We start from the raw sequence: 19,152 nt of genomic DNA, 5'->3' as shown, positions 1-19,152 counted from the left end.
TTAAAATTTGAACATTAGATATAAAATAATAACTGTTTTTACCACGATTTTGCTCGTGCTGCAATCTTGCGCAGTAAAGAAATTTATTCCGCAAGACGAGCGTCTTTATACAGGTGCTACTGTTGAAATTAAGTCAGATTCGGTGGTTGATAACAAAGGAAATTTAGAAGCGGTTTTGGAAGAAGCATTGCGCCCAAAACCTAATAAGAAATTTCTAGGAATGCGTGCAGGGCTTCATTTTTATTATAAAATGCAACAGGAAAAACCAGGATTTATAAATCGGTTTCTCTATAAAAAAATAGGCGAGGAGCCAGTTTATCAAAGCGATGTAAAACCGTATGAGGTTGAAGAAATATTGCTTAATAGAATGGAAAACAGAGGGTTTTTCTACACAGAAGTAAGTTCAGAATTTGAAGAAAAAGAAAAGGAAGCTTCTGCAAAATATACAGTTAAAGCGCCCACGCCCTATACTATTGCCAGCTACCAGTTAGATACATTACCGCAACCTATATATTCTGAAATAAAGAAAAGTGTTGCTGAAACGAAGCTTAAAAAAGGAATGCGTTTCGATCTTTCAAATATGAAATTGGAGCGCGATAGAATAGATCGTGATTTAAAACAGAAAGGATATTACAATTTCAATTCTAGCTTCCTACTTTTTGAGGCAGATACCAATCAATACAATAAAAAACGCTTCGATCTTTTTCTTCGGTTAAAGAAAGATGTGCCTGAGAAGGCGATTATTCCTTATAAAATTTCAAAAATTAATATCTATGGGAATTATGATGGTCGAGATTCTACAGTTATTGAAGTAACCCGTTTTAATGATAAGAACTACATTAATAGCGCAGCTATTTTTAAACCAAAATATCTGGATCCCTTTATTACATTAGAAGAAGGAACGTTATATAGTCCTGAAGATTCTAGAAATACAGCAAGACGACTTTCTACTATTGGGGCGTATAAATTTGTGAATATTCAGTATAAGGAAACGGATTCTTTACAAACAGATAGTTTGGGAATTTTGGAGGCTAATATTTTTCTTTCTCCATTGAACAAACGCGCTTTGCGAGCAGAATTACAGGCTGTAACAAAGTCTAATAATTTTGCTGGCCCAGGTTTGGCGCTAACTTATAGCAATCGCAATCTTTTTAACGGGGGAGAAACATTAAATACCACGGCTAGTTTAGGATATGAAGTGCAGATTGACAGCGGCAGTAATAGCGGAAATACCAGTATTAATCTCGGCTTGAAATCTGAACTGATATTCCCTCGGGTAATTTTTCCTATAAAAATTAATACAGATTTTTTCAAATATTCCATTCCCAAAACTAAAACAAGCCTTGGTATTGATTATTTAAGCAGGTCTCAACTTTATACCTTGCTTTCGGGCACGGCACAGTTTGGATACATTTGGCAAGCCAATAAATTTGTTACTCATGAAATTATTCCTATTTCAATAAATTATACTAATCCCTCAAATACAACTCCCGAATTTGATGCAATTTTAGAAGAAAACCCTTTTTTAAAACGCAGTTTTGATCAGCAATTTATTTCTGGCTTAAACTATTCATTTACATATAATGAAATGGTCGATGCTTCAAAAAAGAACCAGTTTTTTCTAAATGCCACATTGGATGTTGCCGGAAATAGCATTAGTCTCTTCGGAAAAGATAATGGGACGGGAACCAATGAGTTTTTAGGGTTGGAGTATGCACAATTTGCCAAGGCCGATATAGATTTTAGATATCATTTTAAATTAGGGCAAGGACAGCTAATTGCAACCAGGCTCTTTGGTGGCTACGGATATGCTTATGGTAATTCAGAAGTTGTTCCCTATGTAAAACAGTACTATTCTGGTGGGCCATACAGTGTGCGGGCTTTCAGAATTAGATCGTTAGGGCCGGGAACTTATAATGACGAAGAAAACCCTGACAGCAATTATTTTGATCAGACAGGAAACATTCGTTTGGAGGCAAATATTGAATACAGATTTCCACTATTTTCATTCTTCAAAGGCGCTGTTTTTGCAGATGCGGGAAATATTTGGAACTCGAAAGCGAATCCAAATTATAATGGGGAGGATAAATTCACTTCAAATTTTATAAATGAATTAGGAATGGGGGCGGGTATTGGCCTACGTGTTGACGTTCAGGGCTTCGTGCTTCGTTTTGATTTTGCCGCGCCATTTCACGATCCATCACTTGCTGAAGGAAAACGCTTCAATTTTAACGTGCAAGAAACCGTTTTTAACTTCGGAATTGGTTATCCGTTTTAAAGTATTTCTACTTATTTAATTCTTCCAACAGCTGATCGTAATCTTCAATTTTTACGTGCAAGGTTCCGTCTAGGCTTATAATTGGTGTAGTTATTGAATCTATTTTAACTGTAGAGTTAGCAAACGCGGGCGCCAGTTGGTCTTTTAGCTCAGGTTTTTCTGAAAAGCGCAAGGCAGTATATAAATATTTGCTTTTATCAAGGTCGGAAACTAGCGAATCACAATCTACACAATTTTCAGAAATGTAAATTATTACTTTCTTCTTTGGCTCAATTTTTATAGCTTCAAAATCCCTTCGCATGGCACGTCGGGAAAGACTATCGCTTACTTCTAATTTGTAAGTGTAATTTGCTTTTTTACCTCTATCTACCATCAAATTAGTAAGCAATACTTTTGAAGCCGCGGGAATTCGGACAGGTCTTGGGGCACTTTTACTTTGCCTAAAATTTGTTCCTTCTACCGTAATTGTAACGTCCAGATCTTGCTCGGTTTTATTTAAACCATAAAGAAATAGACGGCTCGGTTTTTCTTCTTCAACAATTTCTATTTGTTGGTCTTGAGAAAATACTGGAGTAACGCTTATTGAAAAGAGTAATGCGAATAGTAAATATTTATTCATGAAGAACTTTTTAAGGTTTTTTAAAGATATAAATTTCAGTGTATAAACAAAAAATAATTGTTAAGAACCATTCGTAGCTTTAACAAGACTTTGTAACCTTCCTAAAAGGCAGTAAGTATCTTTGAAAAAAAAGCGAAATGAAAGAAAATAATTTACAACAAATAACTGTAGGAGGTGGCTGTTTTTGGTGCACCGAAGCAGTTTTCGATCAAATAAAAGGAGTTGAGAAAGTAGTCTCTGGTTACTCCGGCGGAACAGTCCCGGGAACACCCACTTATCGCGAAGTTTGCAGTGGCCTTACGGGTCACGCAGAGGTAATTCAGGTTACTTTTAATCCAACAATAGTTTCTTTTGCAGATTTACTCATCATATTTATGACCAGTCACGATCCAACAACTTTAAATAGTCAAGGTGCAGATAAGGGAACACAGTATCGTTCTGTAATTTTTTATCACGACGAAAAGCAGAAAGAATTTGCTGAAACTATTTTAAAAGAAATGAAACCTTACTACGAAAACCCAATTGTAACTGAATTAAGCCCATTGGAAAAGTTTTTTCCAGCAGAAGATCAGCACCAAGATTATTATACCAATAACAAGTCGCAAGGTTATTGTACAGCTGTTATTACGCCAAAACTTGCAAGGCTGCGACAAATGCACGCCGATAAGTTGAAATAACAATGCGGATATAATTTTCAGTAGTTGCTTATTTTAAAACCAGTCAGACTTCATTTGCGTATATTTTATAAGTACACTAAAATATAAATGTTATGAAAAGCAATTTATCAAAAACTATCATTCTATCTTTTGGATTACTGCTTGGCCTTTCTCAGGTATCTTGCCAGAATAACGTAAAGAAAGATGACGCAAAGTCAACCAACAATTCTAAGGCTTTGGCCATGGATAATACATTTCCTAAAGCGAAGCCGGACGCTGAATGGAAAAATGAACTTACAAATCAACAGTATCAAATAATGGTGAAAAAAGGTACCGAAGCACCATTTAATAATGAATACTACGATAATCACGAAAAGGGCATTTATGTAAGTGCTGCCACGGGCGAACCGTTATTCAGAAGTGAAGATAAGTTTGATTCCGGAACTGGGTGGCCATCTTTCTCAAAACCTATAAATGAAGATGCGGTGCTGTGGGCAAAAGACAACAGCTTGGGAATGTCTAGAGATGAAATAGTAGAGAAATCAACTGGTCTGCATTTGGGTCACGTCTTTAACGATGGCCCAGAGCCAACAAATTTGCGTTATTGTATGAATTCTGCAGCTCTCAAGTTTATAAAGCAGGAGTAGTTTAAAAAACTAGCTAATTTTGATTCTGAAACCTTTAACCATTTTTATGATATTAAATTGTGAAAAAACCGTATCTTTGTAGCCCTCAGATGAGCAATATTTTAAAATCCAGCTAGGTAAACCAATAAAAAAACTATTCACATATAACTAATTAAAAAGTCATCTGCAGTCCGTGGATGGCTTTTTTTGTACTAAAAATTTAAAAATTAAAATGGCAAAATCGCAACAGACGTATAGTAAAAAGGAAAAAGAAAAAGCGAAGCTGAAAAAGCGGGAAGACAAGCAAAAGAAAAAAGACGCTCGCAGAGCGGATAAGACTCCTGGAGTTGAATTCGTTTATGTTGACTACAACGGAAATTTAGTAGATACTCCACCAGATCCATCTATGAAAGTAGAGATAGAAGCTGAAGATATTATATTAGGTATTCCACCGAAAGAAGAAGGCGATCGCGAAGCTTTTAACCCAGTAAGAGAAGGGAAGGTTTCATTTTATGATTCTTCCAAAGGCTTTGGTTTTATTATCGATAATGAAAATAACGAAAAATATTTTACGCACGTAAGCGGCATTATTGATGAAATTGCTGAAAATGACAACGTAACTTTTGAACTTGAAAAAGGACAACGCGGAATGAATGCCGTGAAGGTAAAAAAGGTATAATTATTATTGCTTTTTAGAGCAATAAAAAATCCCGCTATTAGCGGGATTTTTCTTATTAAAATAGGTAAAGCCTAGCTTGTCATATCTATAGCTTATTTTCTAAGTTCGTCAGCCTCTCTTTTGGCAGAGTTTTTAAGTTGGTCGTACTTTTCTGAAATAGTATCTTGTACTTCTCCAGCCTTTTCTTTTATTTTACTACCAGTTTCGTTGGCTTTGTCTTTAAGTCTTTGCTTTTCTTCAGGGGTCAAATTTTTGTATTTCCAAAATGCTAATGCCCCAGCTGCTACTCCAATAAGCGCAAGTAATCCTTTTCCTTTATTGTTCATGTTGTTTGTTTTTTTTGTTTAAGTGAAGGTACGGCTTTAGAAGTCTCAATCATAATTCTGAAATGACTTTAATATAAGTTTAATATTCTACAACTCAATTTAATAAAAGGTTTACAATTTCTTCATTGAAAAATTAAAGTAAAACATTAATAATTGGGTGTATATCATTTCTAATCAAATTGTTGTAATTTTAGAAACACTCCTTCAATTTTTTTATTATGAATAATCTCCGCTTTAAGACTAGACTTATTTCAATGTATTTTTTTTTACTTTTATTATTAACTAGTTCTTCATTATTCGCACAAGATACTTCACGAGAAAAATTTAAAAATAGTTATCACGAAACGATCGATCACCCTTATGTTCCAGTATCGAAATCTTCAATGGAACGGAGTGCTGCCTATAAAGTTTCCACTCCAAACTATTTTACTAGACAAGTAAATGTGGATGTAAACGGAAATAATATAGTAGGCGATGCAGGCAATGAACCTTCCATTGCAATAGACCCTACAAATCCAAATAGAATAGTTATAGGTTGGCGGCAATTTGATACTGTGGATAGCAACTTTCGGCAAGCGGGTAATGGATATTCGCTGGATGGAGGATTAACATGGACTTTTCCTGGTGTTCTCGATCCTGGAATTTTTCGATCAGATCCCGTTTTAGATTTTGATGCTGACGGAAACTTTTATTATAATAGCTTGAAGGGAGGCTTTAATTGCGACGTTTACAAAATTACCGATGGAGGTAATGATTGGGGAGTTCCTGTAGCCGCAAAAGGAGGCGACAAACAGTGGATGCGTTTAGATAAAACAGACGGTATTGGTAAAGGAAACAATTATTCTTTTTGGAGTTCCAATTTCTCCAATTGCACCGGCGCATTTACGCGGTCAACAGATGGAAGCAACACTTTTGAAGATTGCATATTTATTGACGGCAATCCAGTGTGGGGAACTTTGGCGGTTGATGCGGAAGGCACGCTATATATAGCAGGAACTTCAAATTTTGGGATTGTACTTATAAAATCTACCACTGCAAAAGATCCATTGAGTAATACTACTTGGGAAAGAATAGTGCCTGTTAATTTAGATGGAGATCTCAATTTTTACGAGCCAGTAAATCCCGTAGGCTTGATGGGGCAGGTGTGGGTAGATGTAGTCGTTTCCAACGGTCCTGGGCATGGTAATGTTTACGTAGCCGCATCGGTGGGGCGTTTTTCAAATAATGACCCGGGAGATGTAATGTTTGCAAAAAGCACTAATGGCGGAGATATATTTCATCCTCCTGTTAGAATAAACACGGACCCCGGAACAACCGCTCACCAATGGTTTGGAACTATGTCTGTAGCGCCAAACGGTCGTATTGATGTAATTTGGCTAGATACTCGTGATGCATCTAATGGTATTGATTCTGTGCTTTACTATAGCTTTTCCGAAGACGAAGGAGAAATTTGGTCTGATAACACGCCAATTTCTGATCCTTTCGATCCGTCAATTGGCTATCCACAACAAAATAAAATGGGAGATTATTTCGATATGGTGAGCGATGATGATTACGCTCATCTTGCCTGGGCCAGTACACTTAATGGTGGGCAAGATATTTATTACTCGCGTATTTCGCCAAACGGACTTTTAAATGTTGAAGATTTAACCGCCACTAATTTTGAATTAATTTCTTTCCCAAATCCTTTTTCTGATGAAACAACGCTTCAATTTACACTCGATAATCAAGAAAAAGTGAAAATTGAAGTATTCGATATTCGGGGAAGAAAACTCAATACCCTTCTAGATGAAGTAGTTTCTGGAAAACAAAATATTATTTGGAAAGGAGCGAATGCAAGCGGCGCAAAACTAACGTCAGGATTATATTTCATCACTTTAAAATCTGAAACGAAAAGAGCGAATCTGAAAATTTTATTGAATTAACGCCTTAAACTTTAGAATCCAAAATTTCATTTTTATTAGTTTTTTATCAGTTTTAAACTATAGATTTTCCCGGCCATTTCTATTTGTAAAATATATATACCCGCATCTAAAAACTCAGTATTAAATTGTCCATTTACAACTTCTTGGTTTTTAATAATGATCTTTCCCGTAAGGTCCACAATACTGATCTTTTCAATAGTCCCTTTTTGAGAAGAAATAATTTGAATGCTATTATTTGCGGGGTTCGGATAAACTTGAAATTGTGATGTGCCAAAGTCATCGGTACTCAAAAGTACACAATCAATTTGAACAGGTTCCAATCGGTCTATTGTAGTTCCGTCACCCAGTTCTCCAAATCGATTTCTACCAAAAGAAGACAAAATATTATCATCGTTTATTACAAATGTATTGTAAGCACCCAATGCTGTGGTTTCCCAGTTAGTACTGGTATCAAAAAGAGTAGGTTCTAAAATATTGTCTAAGGTTCCATTCCCTAATTGTCCAAAATTATTATATCCCCACGTCCACAAAATGTTATCATTTTTTTGGGCCAAATTGTGGTGGTAATATGTTTTAATATCTTTCCAATCTGTATCGAAACCAATCCTAATAGGCCATAATACAAGGGTGTTGCTGGAAGTTCCATTTCCCAATTGCGACTTGTCATTGTGTCCCCAAGCCCATAATGAGCCATCGTCTTTTAGTGCAATGGTATGGTCAAAGCTGGCGCTAACTAATTTCCAATCTGTTCCTGGTGCTATATGTGTTGGCAATAATCTATTAGTATTTGTGCCATCTCCAAACTGACCGTAGTTGTTTAAACCCCAGCCCCAAAGGGTGCCGTCTGTTTTTATTGCGAGTACATGGAATAAACCAACTGAAAAGTTTTCCCAATCATTATCCAATCCTATTTGTTCGGGCGCATTTCTATCATTTGTGGTATTGTCGCCCAATTGTCCGTGATCGTTTAATCCCCAACTCCACAAGGTTCCATCATTTTTTAATGCAACCGTAAAAAAATTCCCTACACCTACAGCTTGCCAGTCTGTATCAGTATTTATTTTGATTGGCACAGTAGTATCTATGTTTGTTCCGTCTCCTAATTGGCCCTGAACATTTGAACCCCACGCCCAAAGTGTATTATCGTTTTTAAGAGCAACTGTGTGATAAAGCCCCCCTTCTGCAAACTGCCAATCGCTGTCAATTCCTACTTGAATGGGTGCTAGCAAATCGGTAAGGTTACCAATTCCCAATTGACCTTTTTGATTAAGACCCCAACTAAACAATTTTCCATCATCTTGAATGGCGAGTGCATGCCAAGCTCCTTTTTCTATTTTCGTCCAACATTGGGCAATGGTAGTATTTGTAATTAATAAAAGAATTAAAAATAATAAAAGCCTACCGCTGTATGGCTGAGGCTTTTGTGAGGTTAGTGTTTTTTTCATTGGTTAAATTTTAATAAATATACATTTTTATTGTTTTATTGATTGAATTGGCCCATAACAATGGTTTGTAATAATTTTTTTGCACGTTCAAACTGTGACTATATTTGCCGAAAATTAAATTATGTCAAAGCAGGTTCCTGAAATGGAAACTTCTATAAAGGAAGAAATGAAGAATTTGAACGAATCCGATGGCGGTAATGAGTCACAACAGGAGATTAATGCGGAAGAAATAGCAAAGTGTATCGCTATCCTTGAGCACTTAAATAACAATACCGATCAAATTTTTGAAATCCCAAAAGGACAACGCACCGCTCTAATAAAAGCTTCGGGGCAATTTTCTCGTCCCAATCGCGAAGAATTTTCGCGCAGAAAAAAAGATGCCCAAAAAGCACAAAAACGTAAGCAAGCCAATAAAGATAGAACCGCTCGAAAAGAAACAGGTATTAGAAGCGCTCGCGAAAACATTGTATTTGTAGCGCCAAAATTATTGCAGGCAACAGATTTATCACTTAAAAAAGATATAGAACTTGAGTCGCCGCGCAACTGCTACGTTTGCAAAACTCTTTACACTAAACTCCATCACTTTTACGATACGATGTGCACGGAATGTGGAGATTTCAATTATGCGAAACGTTTTCAATCTGCCGATTTAACTGGGCAGGTTGCAGTTATGACGGGTTCGCGCTTAAAAATTGGGTACCATATTTCATTAATGTTGCTTCGGGCGGGAGCTACTGTTGTTGCCACAACAAGGTTTCCAGCAGATTCAGCATATCGTTTTGCGCAGGAGGAAGATTTCAATCAATGGAGTAAGCGTTTGAAGATTCATGGTTTGGATTTAAGGCATATTCCGAGTGTAGAAATTTTCTGTAATTATATTGAGCAGAAATACGAAAACCTCGATATTCTTATTAATAATGCAGCGCAAACCGTTCGAAGGCCAGCAGGTTTTTATCAGCATTTAATGGCGAAGGAGGAAATGCCTTTAGAGGATCATCCGCAATTTGTGAAAGATTTGCTGCACGATCACATGCATTGTTTGCAAGAATTAAAAACCCTTACAGACGATATTGGTAAAAACCCAAACAAGAATTTGCCGGTTACTTGGCACGGTTCGGAACCTGGAATAGGCATTCGTGCTTCAGCTAAACTATCGCAGATTCCGTACAGTTTCGACAATTCTTTAAGTGCAAAAGAAGTGTTTCCCGAAGGAAAATTGGATGCAGATTTACAACAAGTAGACCTCAGAAAAACAAACAGTTGGCGCTTAAGGCTTGGTGAAATTGAGACTACCGAAATGATTGAAGTTCAGCTAGTAAACTCAATTGCACCTTTTGTGCTTTGCAATCGTTTGGGCGAAATAATGAAGAAGGAAAACACGGGTAAAAAACACATTATAAATGTGTCGGCAATGGAAGGAAAGTTCCACAGATTTTTTAAGGAAGATCGTCATCCACATACAAATATGGCGAAAGCCGCGCTTAATATGCTAACACATACTGCCGCAGGAAGTCTTGCAAAAGAAGGAATATTTATAAACGCTGTAGATACGGGTTGGGTAACAGATGAAGACCCTGCAGAACTTGCAAAGCGCAAAATGGAGCTGCACGATTTTCAACCACCGCTCGATATTGTAGACGGCGCTGCCCGAGTAATGGATCCATTAATTGACGGGATTAACACTGGCAAACACTGGAGCGGGAAGTTTTTGAAGGATTATAGACCCATTGATTGGTAGTTTCCTATAGAACCAAGACGTTTTGAGTCACGACTTATTTGAACACTATTAAATAATTATTATGAATAACGAACAACCCAACAACCCTTTACACGGAATAAAACTAGCTGAGATAATGGAACAACTCGTGGAGTATTACGGGTGGGACGTTTTAGGCGAAAAAATAAAAATAAACTCTTTCAATAGCAATCCTTCCATTAAATCGAGTTTAACCTTCCTTCGAAAGACACCGTGGGCTCGTGAAAAAGTGGAGCAACTTTACCTAAAAACGAACTTTTCGAAAACATAAATAAATTTTTTCTTAATAAAAATCTTAATTATTCCCCAAAAACCTACAAAAGGGTGTATTTTTGCAAACCTGCAAAATGATGATTATATGACTGATATTCAAGACGCTGTTCAAGAGAAAAAGACTGATAAAGAGCTGTATAGCTACCAAAAAGGTGCTATTGATAGGATTTTTGACAAATTTGAAACAGCGCCAGATGATTACCATTTACTTTACCAACTTCCCACTGGTGGAGGGAAAACGGTTATATTTTCTGAAATAGTTCGTCAGTATTTAAAGCACCACAACAAAAAGGTTTTGGTAATGACTCACCGTGTTGAGCTTTGCAAGCAAACCTCAGAAATGTTGTCTAGTTTTGGTGTAGTAAATAAAGTGGTTAACAGCACCGCAAATCTTTCAGATCAGGCCAAATACAGTTGTTTTGTTGCAATGGTTGAAACGCTTAACAATCGTTTGAATGATAATAAGCTCGATATTTCAGACATTGGTTTGGTAATTATAGATGAAGCCCACTATAATTCATTTACAAAGCTTTTTAAATTCTTCGAAAAATCCTTTATTCTTGGTGTTACTGCTACGCCTTTGAGTTCCAATAGAAGCCTTCCGATGAAGGACAATTATCAGGAACTTATTGTAGGCGAGAGTATTGAGTCTTTAATTGAAAATGAATTTTTGGCGGAAGTTGAGGTTTTTCAATATAATATGGGGCTTACTTCCTTAGAAATAGGTTCTAATGGCGATTATACCGTAAAATCTTCAGACGATTTGTACTCTGGAGTGGGAATGTTAGATCAATTGTTTCAAGCGTATAATGCGCATTCCAAAGGCAAAAAAGTATTGATTTTCAATAATGGGATAAACACTTCTATACAGGTTTATTATCATTTAAAAGCAGAAGGTTTAAACGTTATGCATTTGGATAATACTGCGTCCAAAAAAGAACGTAAACAGATTTTAAGATGGTTTAAAGAAACTCCAGATGCTATTTTAACTTCGGTAAGTATCTTGACTACTGGATTTGATGAGCCTACCATTGATACAATTATTCTGAATAGAGCAACACGTTCGCTTACGCTTTATTTCCAAATGATAGGTCGAGGTTCACGAATTTTGAACAATAAGTCAAAATTTAGTATGATTGATTTGGGGAACAACTATCAGCGTTTTGGTCCTTGGGAAGCCCCCTTAGATTGGCAAGCAATTTTCCGATCTCCAGATTATTATATGGATCGTTTAATGAACGATGATGAGTTGGAGAGCCACTTTAGGTATGAAATGCCTGAAGAACTTAGAGCAGAATTCGCGAAAAGTAAAGAGGTTTATTTCGATATTAAAAAAACCTATACCGAAGCAACTTTTAAAGGTGAATCGTCCAAAGTAGTCCTGGAGCGTTCTATTGCACATCACGCTTATATATGTATTGAAAATAGTGAAGATATTTATGACGCATTAGGATTGGCAAAAATGCTTAATGATGATATTAATCATCGCATTGAGAAATACTCACAGTGCATAAGCAAGAGTACACATAACTTTATTAGCTGGTTGAATGACGATTATCGCCTAAAACTTAGAAGTTACCTTCGCGATAATTTTGATACCGTGTTTGAAGAAATAAACGGTTTTCCACCCGAAGAATAATCATTCAAAATAATTATACGATTTTTAGTTGGAGATAGGGGCGCTTCTGAATCTTAATCTTCAATCTCAGTTATTTTCTCATTGTAATTTCTTATATTTAAGATTGAAAGCACTTTTACAAAAGATTGAGCTACAAGGTGTAGCGCATTAATTTTTTAATAAGCTGTTTTATCTCCTCATTTTTTAGCCCCAAAATCAATATAGACTCAATAGTTTTTAAATGCCTGACTTCTTTCAAGTTTGGATTTATTCTAATATTAATTAAAAACTACTATAATGAGCACTATTTTTCTCGGAAGTTGTGATTTAGGTAAAATTCCTGCAGATCGTAAAATTTTTTTAAAACCATACCACAAAGATGGACTTACGGCTACTGCTGTTTCATTTCGTGACGACGATAGAACCACTTGGCGCTCTTTTAGACAAGAAGATTCTAATGAAGTAGCAAAGCTTCAACAATTTTTGTTCAAGGCTGGCTTTATGCCCAGAGGGGTTATTGACGGTGTTTTTGATTATGTTACTCAGGCGGCTACTAGATTATTTCAGGAATATGTTCGTACAATGGATCCCGATGGTGACCCAACTATGGTGCCTGACGGACTTGTGGGAAAAGTAACGATGCAACATGTAGATCGTTGGAAAAAGCAAGGAAAAGTAGCGGAATGGGGTAAATCTTCTTCGGCGAAAGCATCAAAAGAATACAAAAATTGGATTAAACTTCTTAACGAAGCCAAAGCGCATTACAAAGCGAATCCAGGACCAATTATGAAGTTTGTAAACTCATTACAAAAAACACATTCCACTATTAAAGCCGGCGACTGGAATTTTAGCACAGATGAAATTCATTTAATAGGAATACGCCGTAAACAAAACCAGTCTGAAGCTAATAAACGAGCTAATGATGACTTGTTTGTGTTGTTAGTTAACGGAATGGTTTTTAAATTTTGGGGCTCAACAGACCCGAGTAAAAATATGGTAGGCACTAGTCGAAATGCGCCATTTCTTGTGGAGGGACAACATAAATACAGATTTGGATGGCATAAAATTTCCGTAGAAAATAAAATTTATCGCGCCTTAAAACCTCATAGTTCGGCAGGAGTAGTAATTCTCAGAGATCTCGATAAGGATGATGCTCTCACACCAAATGATCTAAAAGTAGAAGGAAACCAAAGCTTAGAGGTAAATAACAGTATAAATATCCATTGGTCTGGAATGGGACATTCTAATTGGTCTGCAGGTTGCCAAGTAATCGTGGGTAAAAATTACATAAATAATAAAAATGAATTGGTAGACTGCTCAAAATTTGCGTCTTCGGCTTACAGTGAGTTAAATGGTGTTTCGAAGAAAACAAAAGCCGCATACAATGTTTTGGCTGATTTAATTGTGTGTTATTCAAAACCAGGAGCGAACCATATCTTGTATACGTTAGGTCGTGAAGAGTCACTAAATCTTGACGCTAATTTTGGTAAAGATTATGCGATCCAAAACTTAAAAAGAATGAATCCGAGTGCTACATAATTAGTTTAATTCATTAAAACGCTGTGACTTTAATAAAAATATAAGACATTACTTCAAATTCGATTCGCAACATATTTCTATTAAGAATAGTTACATAATCGATATAAATTCTCAAAACTTCTCATCGGTTAGCGTCTTTCAGCATCAATAAATATATAAATGTGTATTATTAGTCCTTGAAACGCTACTTTTGCAAAAAATAAAATTTACATGGAATTATTCAACGAGCTTAACATTTCCAAACAAATGCAATATGCTATTGCAGATTTAGGATTTGAAAAGCCAACACCCATACAGGCGCAGTCTTTTTCGGTTATTATGTCGGGGGCTGATATGGTTGGGATTGCCCAAACAGGAACAGGGAAAACTTTTGCGTATATGCTTCCCATTCTTCAAGATTTGAAGTTTTCTAAACAGGTGCATCCACGTGTAATGGTTTTAGTGCCAACCCGCGAACTAGTATTGCAAGTAGTTGAAGAAATAGAAAAGTTCGGAAAATATTCGTCTGTACGCGTTGTTGGAATATATGGTGGAACAAACATTAACAATCAAAAAGAAGCGGTTGCGCAGGGAGTAGATATATTAGTTGCAACTCCGGGACGTTTATACGATTTGATTATTAGTAGAGCAATTCAGTTAAAATCTATTAAAAAAGTAGTGATTGACGAAGTTGATGTTATGCTCGATCTTGGGTTTCGTTTTCAACTTACAAATATCTTGGAATTGCTTCCAGTTAAGCGCCAAAACATTATGTTTTCTGCAACAATGACGGATGATGTAAATGTATTTATCCACGATTTTTTTGTTGCACCAACCACTGTATCTGTTGCAGTAAGCGGTACTCCATTGGAAAACATTTCGCAATTTGCATATAAAGTACAGAATTTTTATACCAAAGCAAATCTTCTGAAACATCTTCTTCAGAATGAAAGCGATTTCAAAAAAGTACTTGTTTTTGTTCCGAATAAAAAGAGCGCTGATTTACTATTTGAAATTTTGGATGAATTCTTCGGAAGTGAAGTAGCTGTAATCCATTCAAATAAAACACAGAATTACCGAATTCGTTCTATTGAAAACTTCAATACCGAAAAAACGCGCATCCTTGTAACTACAGATGTTATGGCGCGTGGATTAGATTTAGACAGAATTAGTCACGTTATTAATTTTGATACGCCAAACTTCCCTGAAAACTATATGCACCGAATCGGGAGAACCGGAAGGGCTGAACAGGAGGGAACCGCTATTTTGCTTTACACTGAAAAGGAAGCAGACGCAAAAACTGCCATCGAAGATTTGATGGATTTTAAAATTGAAGAACTCGATTTTCCGAAAGAGGTTGAAATTTCTGACCAACTTACCTACGAGGAGCAACCGCAAGTAATAGAAATTAATAATCCAAATAGTGTAGAAGAGGCCGGCCCCGCTTTTCATGAAAAGAAAGAAAAGAACAGAAAGGAAAATCAAGGCGGTTCTTACAAACGCATCATTAAGCAGAAATACAAAAAACCAAAAACGCGAGGCGATAAAAACTACAATAAGGGCAAAAATAAACGGTAGATAGATTAATAAATAATTTCAACAAATACAGCGTTTCCCTGTAGATTAATACTTTTTACCATATAAATATTGTCTTGCTTAATTAGATCGCCGGAAGCAGCTGTAACCGTAGGATTGCTATAAATTCTTCTATTTTGCAAAGCACGAACAATGTCGTTTACACGTAGCATACTATCTTCTTTAAACTCTCCGCCGTTTCTGTAAATTAAATCGAAAACTGGGTCGTAGATTTGGTCGCCTTCAACTTTTCCTGAGTATAAATAACCAGTTTTACCTACTTCATTTAATTTTACCATTGCTAGCATGTCGTACTCACCAATCAGCTTTTCATTCCTAATATAATTTAAATAGGCGCTAACGCTGTTTTCACTTTCTGCTTCATTCCACGCATCATCGTCTAATAGGGTTGTAGTAACTGTATTTCTAAGGGAATCAATTCTTTTCTGGGCAAGTTCTACATTTTTAGCCATTTTTGAAAAGCCAGTTATTTTACCATCTGAATCTCTCGTAGTTGCAGCGAGGTTTAAATAATTGTCGTAGCCCTTAACTGCGTTTAGAGCATTAGCCTCTAACCATGATGCATTTAAGTCTCTTTTAAATTTTAGAGATGCAATAGAATCTTGGGCGATTGGAGCGTGTTCACCTTTACCATAAGAGTCTATATAAGCCTCATAACTTTCAATTGTATTTTCAGAAATTGCTACATCCCAAGCTTTTTGATCTGTAACTGGGCGGGTAAAATAATAGAAAACACCAAGACAAAGAACTGTTATGGCAGTATAAATAAGTCCCTTTTTAATACGTTTAATTCTTCGAGAATTTCGTGCTTTTATATTGTAAATTTTAGCGCTGTCTGAAAGGTATTTCATCCCATCATCAAAATTATCGTTGTAGCGAGAGGCCCAAAGTTTATTAGGTTTAAACTTTTCGTACCACTCTTGGGCAATTTCAAATTCTCGTCCTGAAAGTAAATCTTTTCTATCTTCTTTGTTCGCCAAATAAGCGTCGCAAAGTCTTATGTATTGAATTGCAGCTTCACTCTCCTCGTCCACCCAACTATTTAATGATTTCCAATGCCGAATTAAACTTTCGTGAGAAATATCTATAAGTTTATCGCCAGAGTCGCCAATTTTGCCCACAATTAAAAATGAACGGTTATTTTTAATGAAGTTATTTATTACACCCATTAATTTTTCATCGCTGGAATTGGTCAACTTTTTTAAGTCGCTCAACTTTGCTGGTCTTCGTATTTTTCTACCATTTTCATCAATAGTGGTTAAAGCTTGAAAAAGTGCTTTGGCTAAAGGCATTTCGTCTGCCTTTAATTCTTTTAAAGCTTCATCGGCATGTTTTGAGAGGGCGTTTTCAATTCCACCAATTTGGTTGTAATCTTCCAAATCTAATTCGCCACTTTTATCGGTATTGGTTTCATAATCCCACATTCGCATTAATGCGTGTTGTACCAAAGGAAGTTCGTCTTTTACCTTTCCTAAATCGTTTATTAATCGGGATGTAAGCGCAGTATTAAACTTCCCACCGTACAGTTTTGCGGGGCCTTCAATCACTTTTTTCAACTCTAATCTATTAAGACGAGGCACTAGATACTGACTTTTGTTTAAAGCTTCCGGAAGTCCAAAAAACTGCGAACAATCTCCAATAAAATCGGAGCGCATCGTCAATACCACATAAAACGGAATACTTGTTTGTTCTGAAAGTTTTAAAATAATATTTACAAAATCGATTGCTTCCGTTTTATACGAAGCATCTGTTTGTTTCATTGAAAAGCGGAAGAGTTCTTCAAATTGATCTACTAGCAAAAAGAAGTTTGCATTTTTAGTTTTCCGAAGTGGTTCTATTATATCTAATATCGCTGAAACACCTTCTTTTTTAATTCGTTTAACTAGCGCCTGAATTTCTTCGGTTTCTATTTTTGGGTCGATTTGATGTATAATGGTTTCCGCCAAATTATACATTGGGTTTTGGCCCGGTTTCATAATAGCGACCAACCATTGACTGCTATTTTCAACAAGAAAACCACCTTTTAAAGCGGGAACTAATCCTGCTCTAATCAATGAAGATTTACCGCTACCGGAACTTCCTACTACGGCAACAAAACGATTAGAATGTAATCGTTGTAATAATTCTAAAGTTTGCTCGTCGCGACCAAAAAATAGTAAGTTTTCATCATCTGTAAAAGGCCGAAGTCCTACGTACGGATTAAAGGAGTTATTGCTCATAGATTTTCAGCTTTTAGGTCATTTAAAAAAGCTTCCAAAACCGTCTGATCTATTGGAGCATTATGACTGTGATCTACTAATTTAACCATTGGGTTTTGCGCTACTTTTATAGATTCCATATCCTTCTCTGGAGGCGTGACATAGATGAAAATATCCTGCCCATAGCGATCGTAATCCATTAGTTTTTTCAAAGTGTTTTTCACCCGAATATCTACCCAATCTTTATGAGTCTCGTTTCCGTACAAAAAGATGAATTTTTTAGCTTCCCCAATATTTGCGTAAAGCGATTTAATATTTTCCTGCGGATCGCCGTCTTCGGGGTTGAAGATTAAATCTACATTGTAATCGTTAAGAATTTTCTTCAAATTAAAAGCTTGCTTAAAATCGTCTGTGTGTGTGTCTAGCAATACTTTTATTGGTGCTCCTTTTTCACTTTTTTGTTCCGAAGCTTTTTGCGATTGTAATTCCTTCAATTGCTTAGCATAATCGTCAATTAACATAGCCAATTCACCTTCGTTGCCGCGTACAAATTCATATTTTTTTGAAGAGAGTGTCGCATCTTCCAAACCTTTTAAAAACTGTTGGTATTCTTTATTTTCAGTTTTATTGAAATCTGTTTCGCGTGAAACCCAAACTAATTGCGGGGTTTCAGTTTCTAAAGCTATTTCTGTTTGTCTTTGAATGAAACGAGCCTCAGTTTCTCCAGGAATTTTTCTTCCGGGAAAGTTTCCTAAAAGATGTACCGTGAATTTCGATTTTTCAATTGCCTCTTTAGTTGAAGCATTGTGCGTTTCGGAATCTGTACTTGTAGAATTTCCAACGATTATATTATAACCCTTTTCTTTTAATTCAGCAATAATACCGTCGCGGCGGTCTATTAGTGAATCATTTACTTCAGCCATAAAAATGGTAAAACCAGTTTCCTTTGCTTCCTCAACAACGGGTGGTTTTGGGGCTTCTGTTTGTGCTGTTTCTTTTGAAAAATCGTCAAAAATGCGAACCAAAGCATTCCGAAGTTGAATCATTTGGGTGCTAAATTCTGGGCTGGTATTTTTTAAAGGATCGCCGTAATCATCATCGTCGTGAAACGGAAACCCACTAGTGCCGCTCAGTTTTTCTAACCATTCGGTATGCGGAATATTAGACATAAAAACCGGGATAATCCGAGAGCGGTTGCCTACGGTTAAACCTATTTTTTCTTTGGAAACTTTTTCGTGGAAATGTTCTAACTCCTTTATACAATACTCAGATTGGGGATAAAGCCGTGAGTAGAGGCAAATCATAATTGCCGATTTATCGATAGCTTCGGCAATTGAATTATCAAATACTTCACTGCGGTCCAGATTATTGGAGTCCCACCAAATCTTTATGTTTTTGGAGTGTTTGTTGAGTTTGGTGTCTAGATACTTATAAAACTGATCTATCCATCCGTCTTCTTCAAAAGTTTCCGATTCATTATCTGCGTGCACATAACTAATGAAAATGTCGTATTCATATCCGGGAATTAAAGCCATAGTTTATCCTTTTAATAATAATAGATAGGGCTAAAGAGTAGTGAGGATTGAATAATATTTTCACTAAAATACAAATTGTTAAGTATTTATCTGCCTAATCTTCA

General features: G+C 36.2%; 15 protein-coding genes. 10 read left to right on the top strand and 5 right to left on the bottom strand.

The annotated features are described in order from the left end of the window. Nucleotides 1-7: 7 nt before the first annotated feature. Nucleotides 8-2,278: a translocation and assembly module lipoprotein TamL gene (tamL, locus tag AC3RVF_RS05780; protein ID WP_489692971.1), complete on the top strand. Its 2,271-nt coding sequence runs from the start codon at nucleotides 8-10 to the stop codon at nucleotides 2,276-2,278. Between the two features lie 7 nt (nucleotides 2,279-2,285). Here tamL and AC3RVF_RS05775 read toward each other — a convergent pair whose 3' ends face one another. Beyond that, nucleotides 2,286-2,897 (bottom strand): hypothetical protein, encoded by a 612-nt coding sequence (locus AC3RVF_RS05775; protein ID WP_489689889.1) that lies wholly within the window; start codon nucleotides 2,895-2,897, stop codon nucleotides 2,286-2,288. A gap of 137 nt (nucleotides 2,898-3,034) precedes the next feature. On the opposite strand from AC3RVF_RS05775, the gene msrA reads away from it, so the two are divergent. From msrA to AC3RVF_RS05760, 3 genes are all read left to right on the top strand, one after another. Further along, nucleotides 3,035-3,574: a peptide-methionine (S)-S-oxide reductase MsrA gene (msrA, locus tag AC3RVF_RS05770; RefSeq protein WP_489689890.1), complete on the top strand. Its 540-nt coding sequence runs from the start codon at nucleotides 3,035-3,037 to the stop codon at nucleotides 3,572-3,574. 92 nt (nucleotides 3,575-3,666) lie between these two features. After that, nucleotides 3,667-4,200 (top strand): peptide-methionine (R)-S-oxide reductase MsrB, encoded by a 534-nt coding sequence (gene msrB / locus AC3RVF_RS05765; protein ID WP_489689891.1) that lies wholly within the window; start codon nucleotides 3,667-3,669, stop codon nucleotides 4,198-4,200. Between the two features lie 211 nt (nucleotides 4,201-4,411). Continuing rightward, a complete protein-coding gene (locus tag AC3RVF_RS05760) occupies nucleotides 4,412-4,858 on the top strand; it encodes a cold-shock protein (protein ID WP_489689892.1) in 447 nt (148 codons plus the stop codon). A 92-nt stretch (nucleotides 4,859-4,950) separates the two neighbouring features. Here AC3RVF_RS05760 and AC3RVF_RS05755 read toward each other — a convergent pair whose 3' ends face one another. Further along, on the bottom strand, nucleotides 4,951-5,184 hold the full coding sequence (locus tag AC3RVF_RS05755) for a YtxH domain-containing protein (protein WP_489689893.1): 234 nt from the start codon (nucleotides 5,182-5,184) through the stop codon (nucleotides 4,951-4,953). A gap of 254 nt (nucleotides 5,185-5,438) precedes the next feature. On the opposite strand from AC3RVF_RS05755, the gene AC3RVF_RS05750 reads away from it, so the two are divergent. After that, a complete protein-coding gene (locus AC3RVF_RS05750) occupies nucleotides 5,439-7,109 on the top strand; it encodes a sialidase family protein (RefSeq protein WP_489689894.1) in 1,671 nt (556 codons plus the stop codon). A 35-nt stretch (nucleotides 7,110-7,144) separates the two neighbouring features. Here the strand turns inward: AC3RVF_RS05750 and AC3RVF_RS05745 are convergent, their stop codons facing one another. After that, the gene (locus AC3RVF_RS05745; protein ID WP_489689895.1) at nucleotides 7,145-8,554 is read right to left on the bottom strand and encodes a T9SS type A sorting domain-containing protein; all 1,410 of its coding nucleotides are present in this window, start codon (nucleotides 8,552-8,554) and stop codon (nucleotides 7,145-7,147) included. A gap of 166 nt (nucleotides 8,555-8,720) precedes the next feature. Between AC3RVF_RS05745 and AC3RVF_RS05740 the strand changes: the two genes are divergently transcribed. The 5 genes from AC3RVF_RS05740 to AC3RVF_RS05720 all read left to right on the top strand — a co-directional run bounded on the left by AC3RVF_RS05740 (nucleotide 8,721) and on the right by AC3RVF_RS05720 (nucleotide 15,297). Further along, a complete protein-coding gene (locus AC3RVF_RS05740; protein WP_489690127.1) occupies nucleotides 8,721-10,292 on the top strand; it encodes an SDR family NAD(P)-dependent oxidoreductase in 1,572 nt (523 codons plus the stop codon). Between the two features lie 61 nt (nucleotides 10,293-10,353). Next, nucleotides 10,354-10,581 carry a VF530 family protein gene (locus AC3RVF_RS05735; protein ID WP_489689896.1) on the top strand — a complete coding sequence of 76 codons (228 nt, stop codon included), beginning with the start codon at nucleotides 10,354-10,356 and terminating at the stop codon, nucleotides 10,579-10,581. 87 nt (nucleotides 10,582-10,668) lie between these two features. Beyond that, on the top strand, nucleotides 10,669-12,222 hold the full coding sequence (locus tag AC3RVF_RS05730; protein WP_489689897.1) for a DEAD/DEAH box helicase: 1,554 nt from the start codon (nucleotides 10,669-10,671) through the stop codon (nucleotides 12,220-12,222). Nucleotides 12,223-12,498: 276 nt separating this feature from the next. After that, nucleotides 12,499-13,740, top strand: a complete 1,242-nt coding sequence (locus tag AC3RVF_RS05725) for a peptidoglycan-binding domain-containing protein (protein WP_489689898.1) — start codon at nucleotides 12,499-12,501, stop codon at nucleotides 13,738-13,740. A 210-nt stretch (nucleotides 13,741-13,950) separates the two neighbouring features. Then, nucleotides 13,951-15,297: a DEAD/DEAH box helicase gene (locus AC3RVF_RS05720; RefSeq protein WP_489689899.1), complete on the top strand. Its 1,347-nt coding sequence runs from the start codon at nucleotides 13,951-13,953 to the stop codon at nucleotides 15,295-15,297. Nucleotides 15,298-15,302: 5 nt separating this feature from the next. Here AC3RVF_RS05720 and AC3RVF_RS05715 read toward each other — a convergent pair whose 3' ends face one another. Both AC3RVF_RS05715 and AC3RVF_RS05710 read right to left on the bottom strand, forming a co-directional pair. Next, nucleotides 15,303-17,534: an nSTAND1 domain-containing NTPase gene (locus tag AC3RVF_RS05715; RefSeq protein ID WP_489689900.1), complete on the bottom strand. Its 2,232-nt coding sequence runs from the start codon at nucleotides 17,532-17,534 to the stop codon at nucleotides 15,303-15,305. Next, complete coding sequence (locus AC3RVF_RS05710; protein ID WP_489692970.1) at nucleotides 17,531-19,048, bottom strand: toll/interleukin-1 receptor domain-containing protein; 1,518 nt, start codon at nucleotides 19,046-19,048, stop codon at nucleotides 17,531-17,533. The genes AC3RVF_RS05715 and AC3RVF_RS05710 overlap by 4 nt, the downstream gene beginning before the upstream one ends. Between the last annotated feature and the right edge of the window lie 104 nt (nucleotides 19,049-19,152).

The organism is Aequorivita sp. IT1183, from assembly GCF_058068265.1.
The sequence above is the reverse complement of the archived record's forward strand: the minus strand, read 5'-3'. Positions and strand labels throughout refer to the sequence as shown.

Excerpts from the sequence above, each read along its gene's own strand:
- AC3RVF_RS05745 (WP_489689895.1), bottom strand. The coding sequence starts at position 8,554 with ATGAAAAAAACACTAACCTCACAAAAGCCTCAGCCATACAGCGGTAGG.
- AC3RVF_RS05735 (WP_489689896.1), top strand. The coding sequence starts at position 10,354 with ATGAATAACGAACAACCCAACAACCCTTTACACGGAATAAAACTAGCT.
- msrA (WP_489689890.1), top strand. The coding sequence starts at position 3,035 with ATGAAAGAAAATAATTTACAACAAATAACTGTAGGAGGTGGCTGTTTT.
- AC3RVF_RS05715 (WP_489689900.1), bottom strand. The coding sequence starts at position 17,534 with ATGAGCAATAACTCCTTTAATCCGTACGTAGGACTTCGGCCTTTTACA.
- AC3RVF_RS05750 (WP_489689894.1), top strand. The coding sequence starts at position 5,439 with ATGTATTTTTTTTTACTTTTATTATTAACTAGTTCTTCATTATTCGCA.
- msrB (WP_489689891.1), top strand. The coding sequence starts at position 3,667 with ATGAAAAGCAATTTATCAAAAACTATCATTCTATCTTTTGGATTACTG.
- AC3RVF_RS05755 (WP_489689893.1), bottom strand. The coding sequence starts at position 5,184 with ATGAACAATAAAGGAAAAGGATTACTTGCGCTTATTGGAGTAGCAGCT.
- AC3RVF_RS05720 (WP_489689899.1), top strand. The coding sequence starts at position 13,951 with ATGGAATTATTCAACGAGCTTAACATTTCCAAACAAATGCAATATGCT.
- AC3RVF_RS05760 (WP_489689892.1), top strand. The coding sequence starts at position 4,412 with ATGGCAAAATCGCAACAGACGTATAGTAAAAAGGAAAAAGAAAAAGCG.
- AC3RVF_RS05725 (WP_489689898.1), top strand. The coding sequence starts at position 12,499 with ATGAGCACTATTTTTCTCGGAAGTTGTGATTTAGGTAAAATTCCTGCA.
- AC3RVF_RS05730 (WP_489689897.1), top strand. The coding sequence starts at position 10,669 with ATGACTGATATTCAAGACGCTGTTCAAGAGAAAAAGACTGATAAAGAG.
- AC3RVF_RS05710 (WP_489692970.1), bottom strand. The coding sequence starts at position 19,048 with ATGGCTTTAATTCCCGGATATGAATACGACATTTTCATTAGTTATGTG.
- AC3RVF_RS05775 (WP_489689889.1), bottom strand. The coding sequence starts at position 2,897 with ATGAATAAATATTTACTATTCGCATTACTCTTTTCAATAAGCGTTACT.
- AC3RVF_RS05740 (WP_489690127.1), top strand. The coding sequence starts at position 8,721 with ATGAAGAATTTGAACGAATCCGATGGCGGTAATGAGTCACAACAGGAG.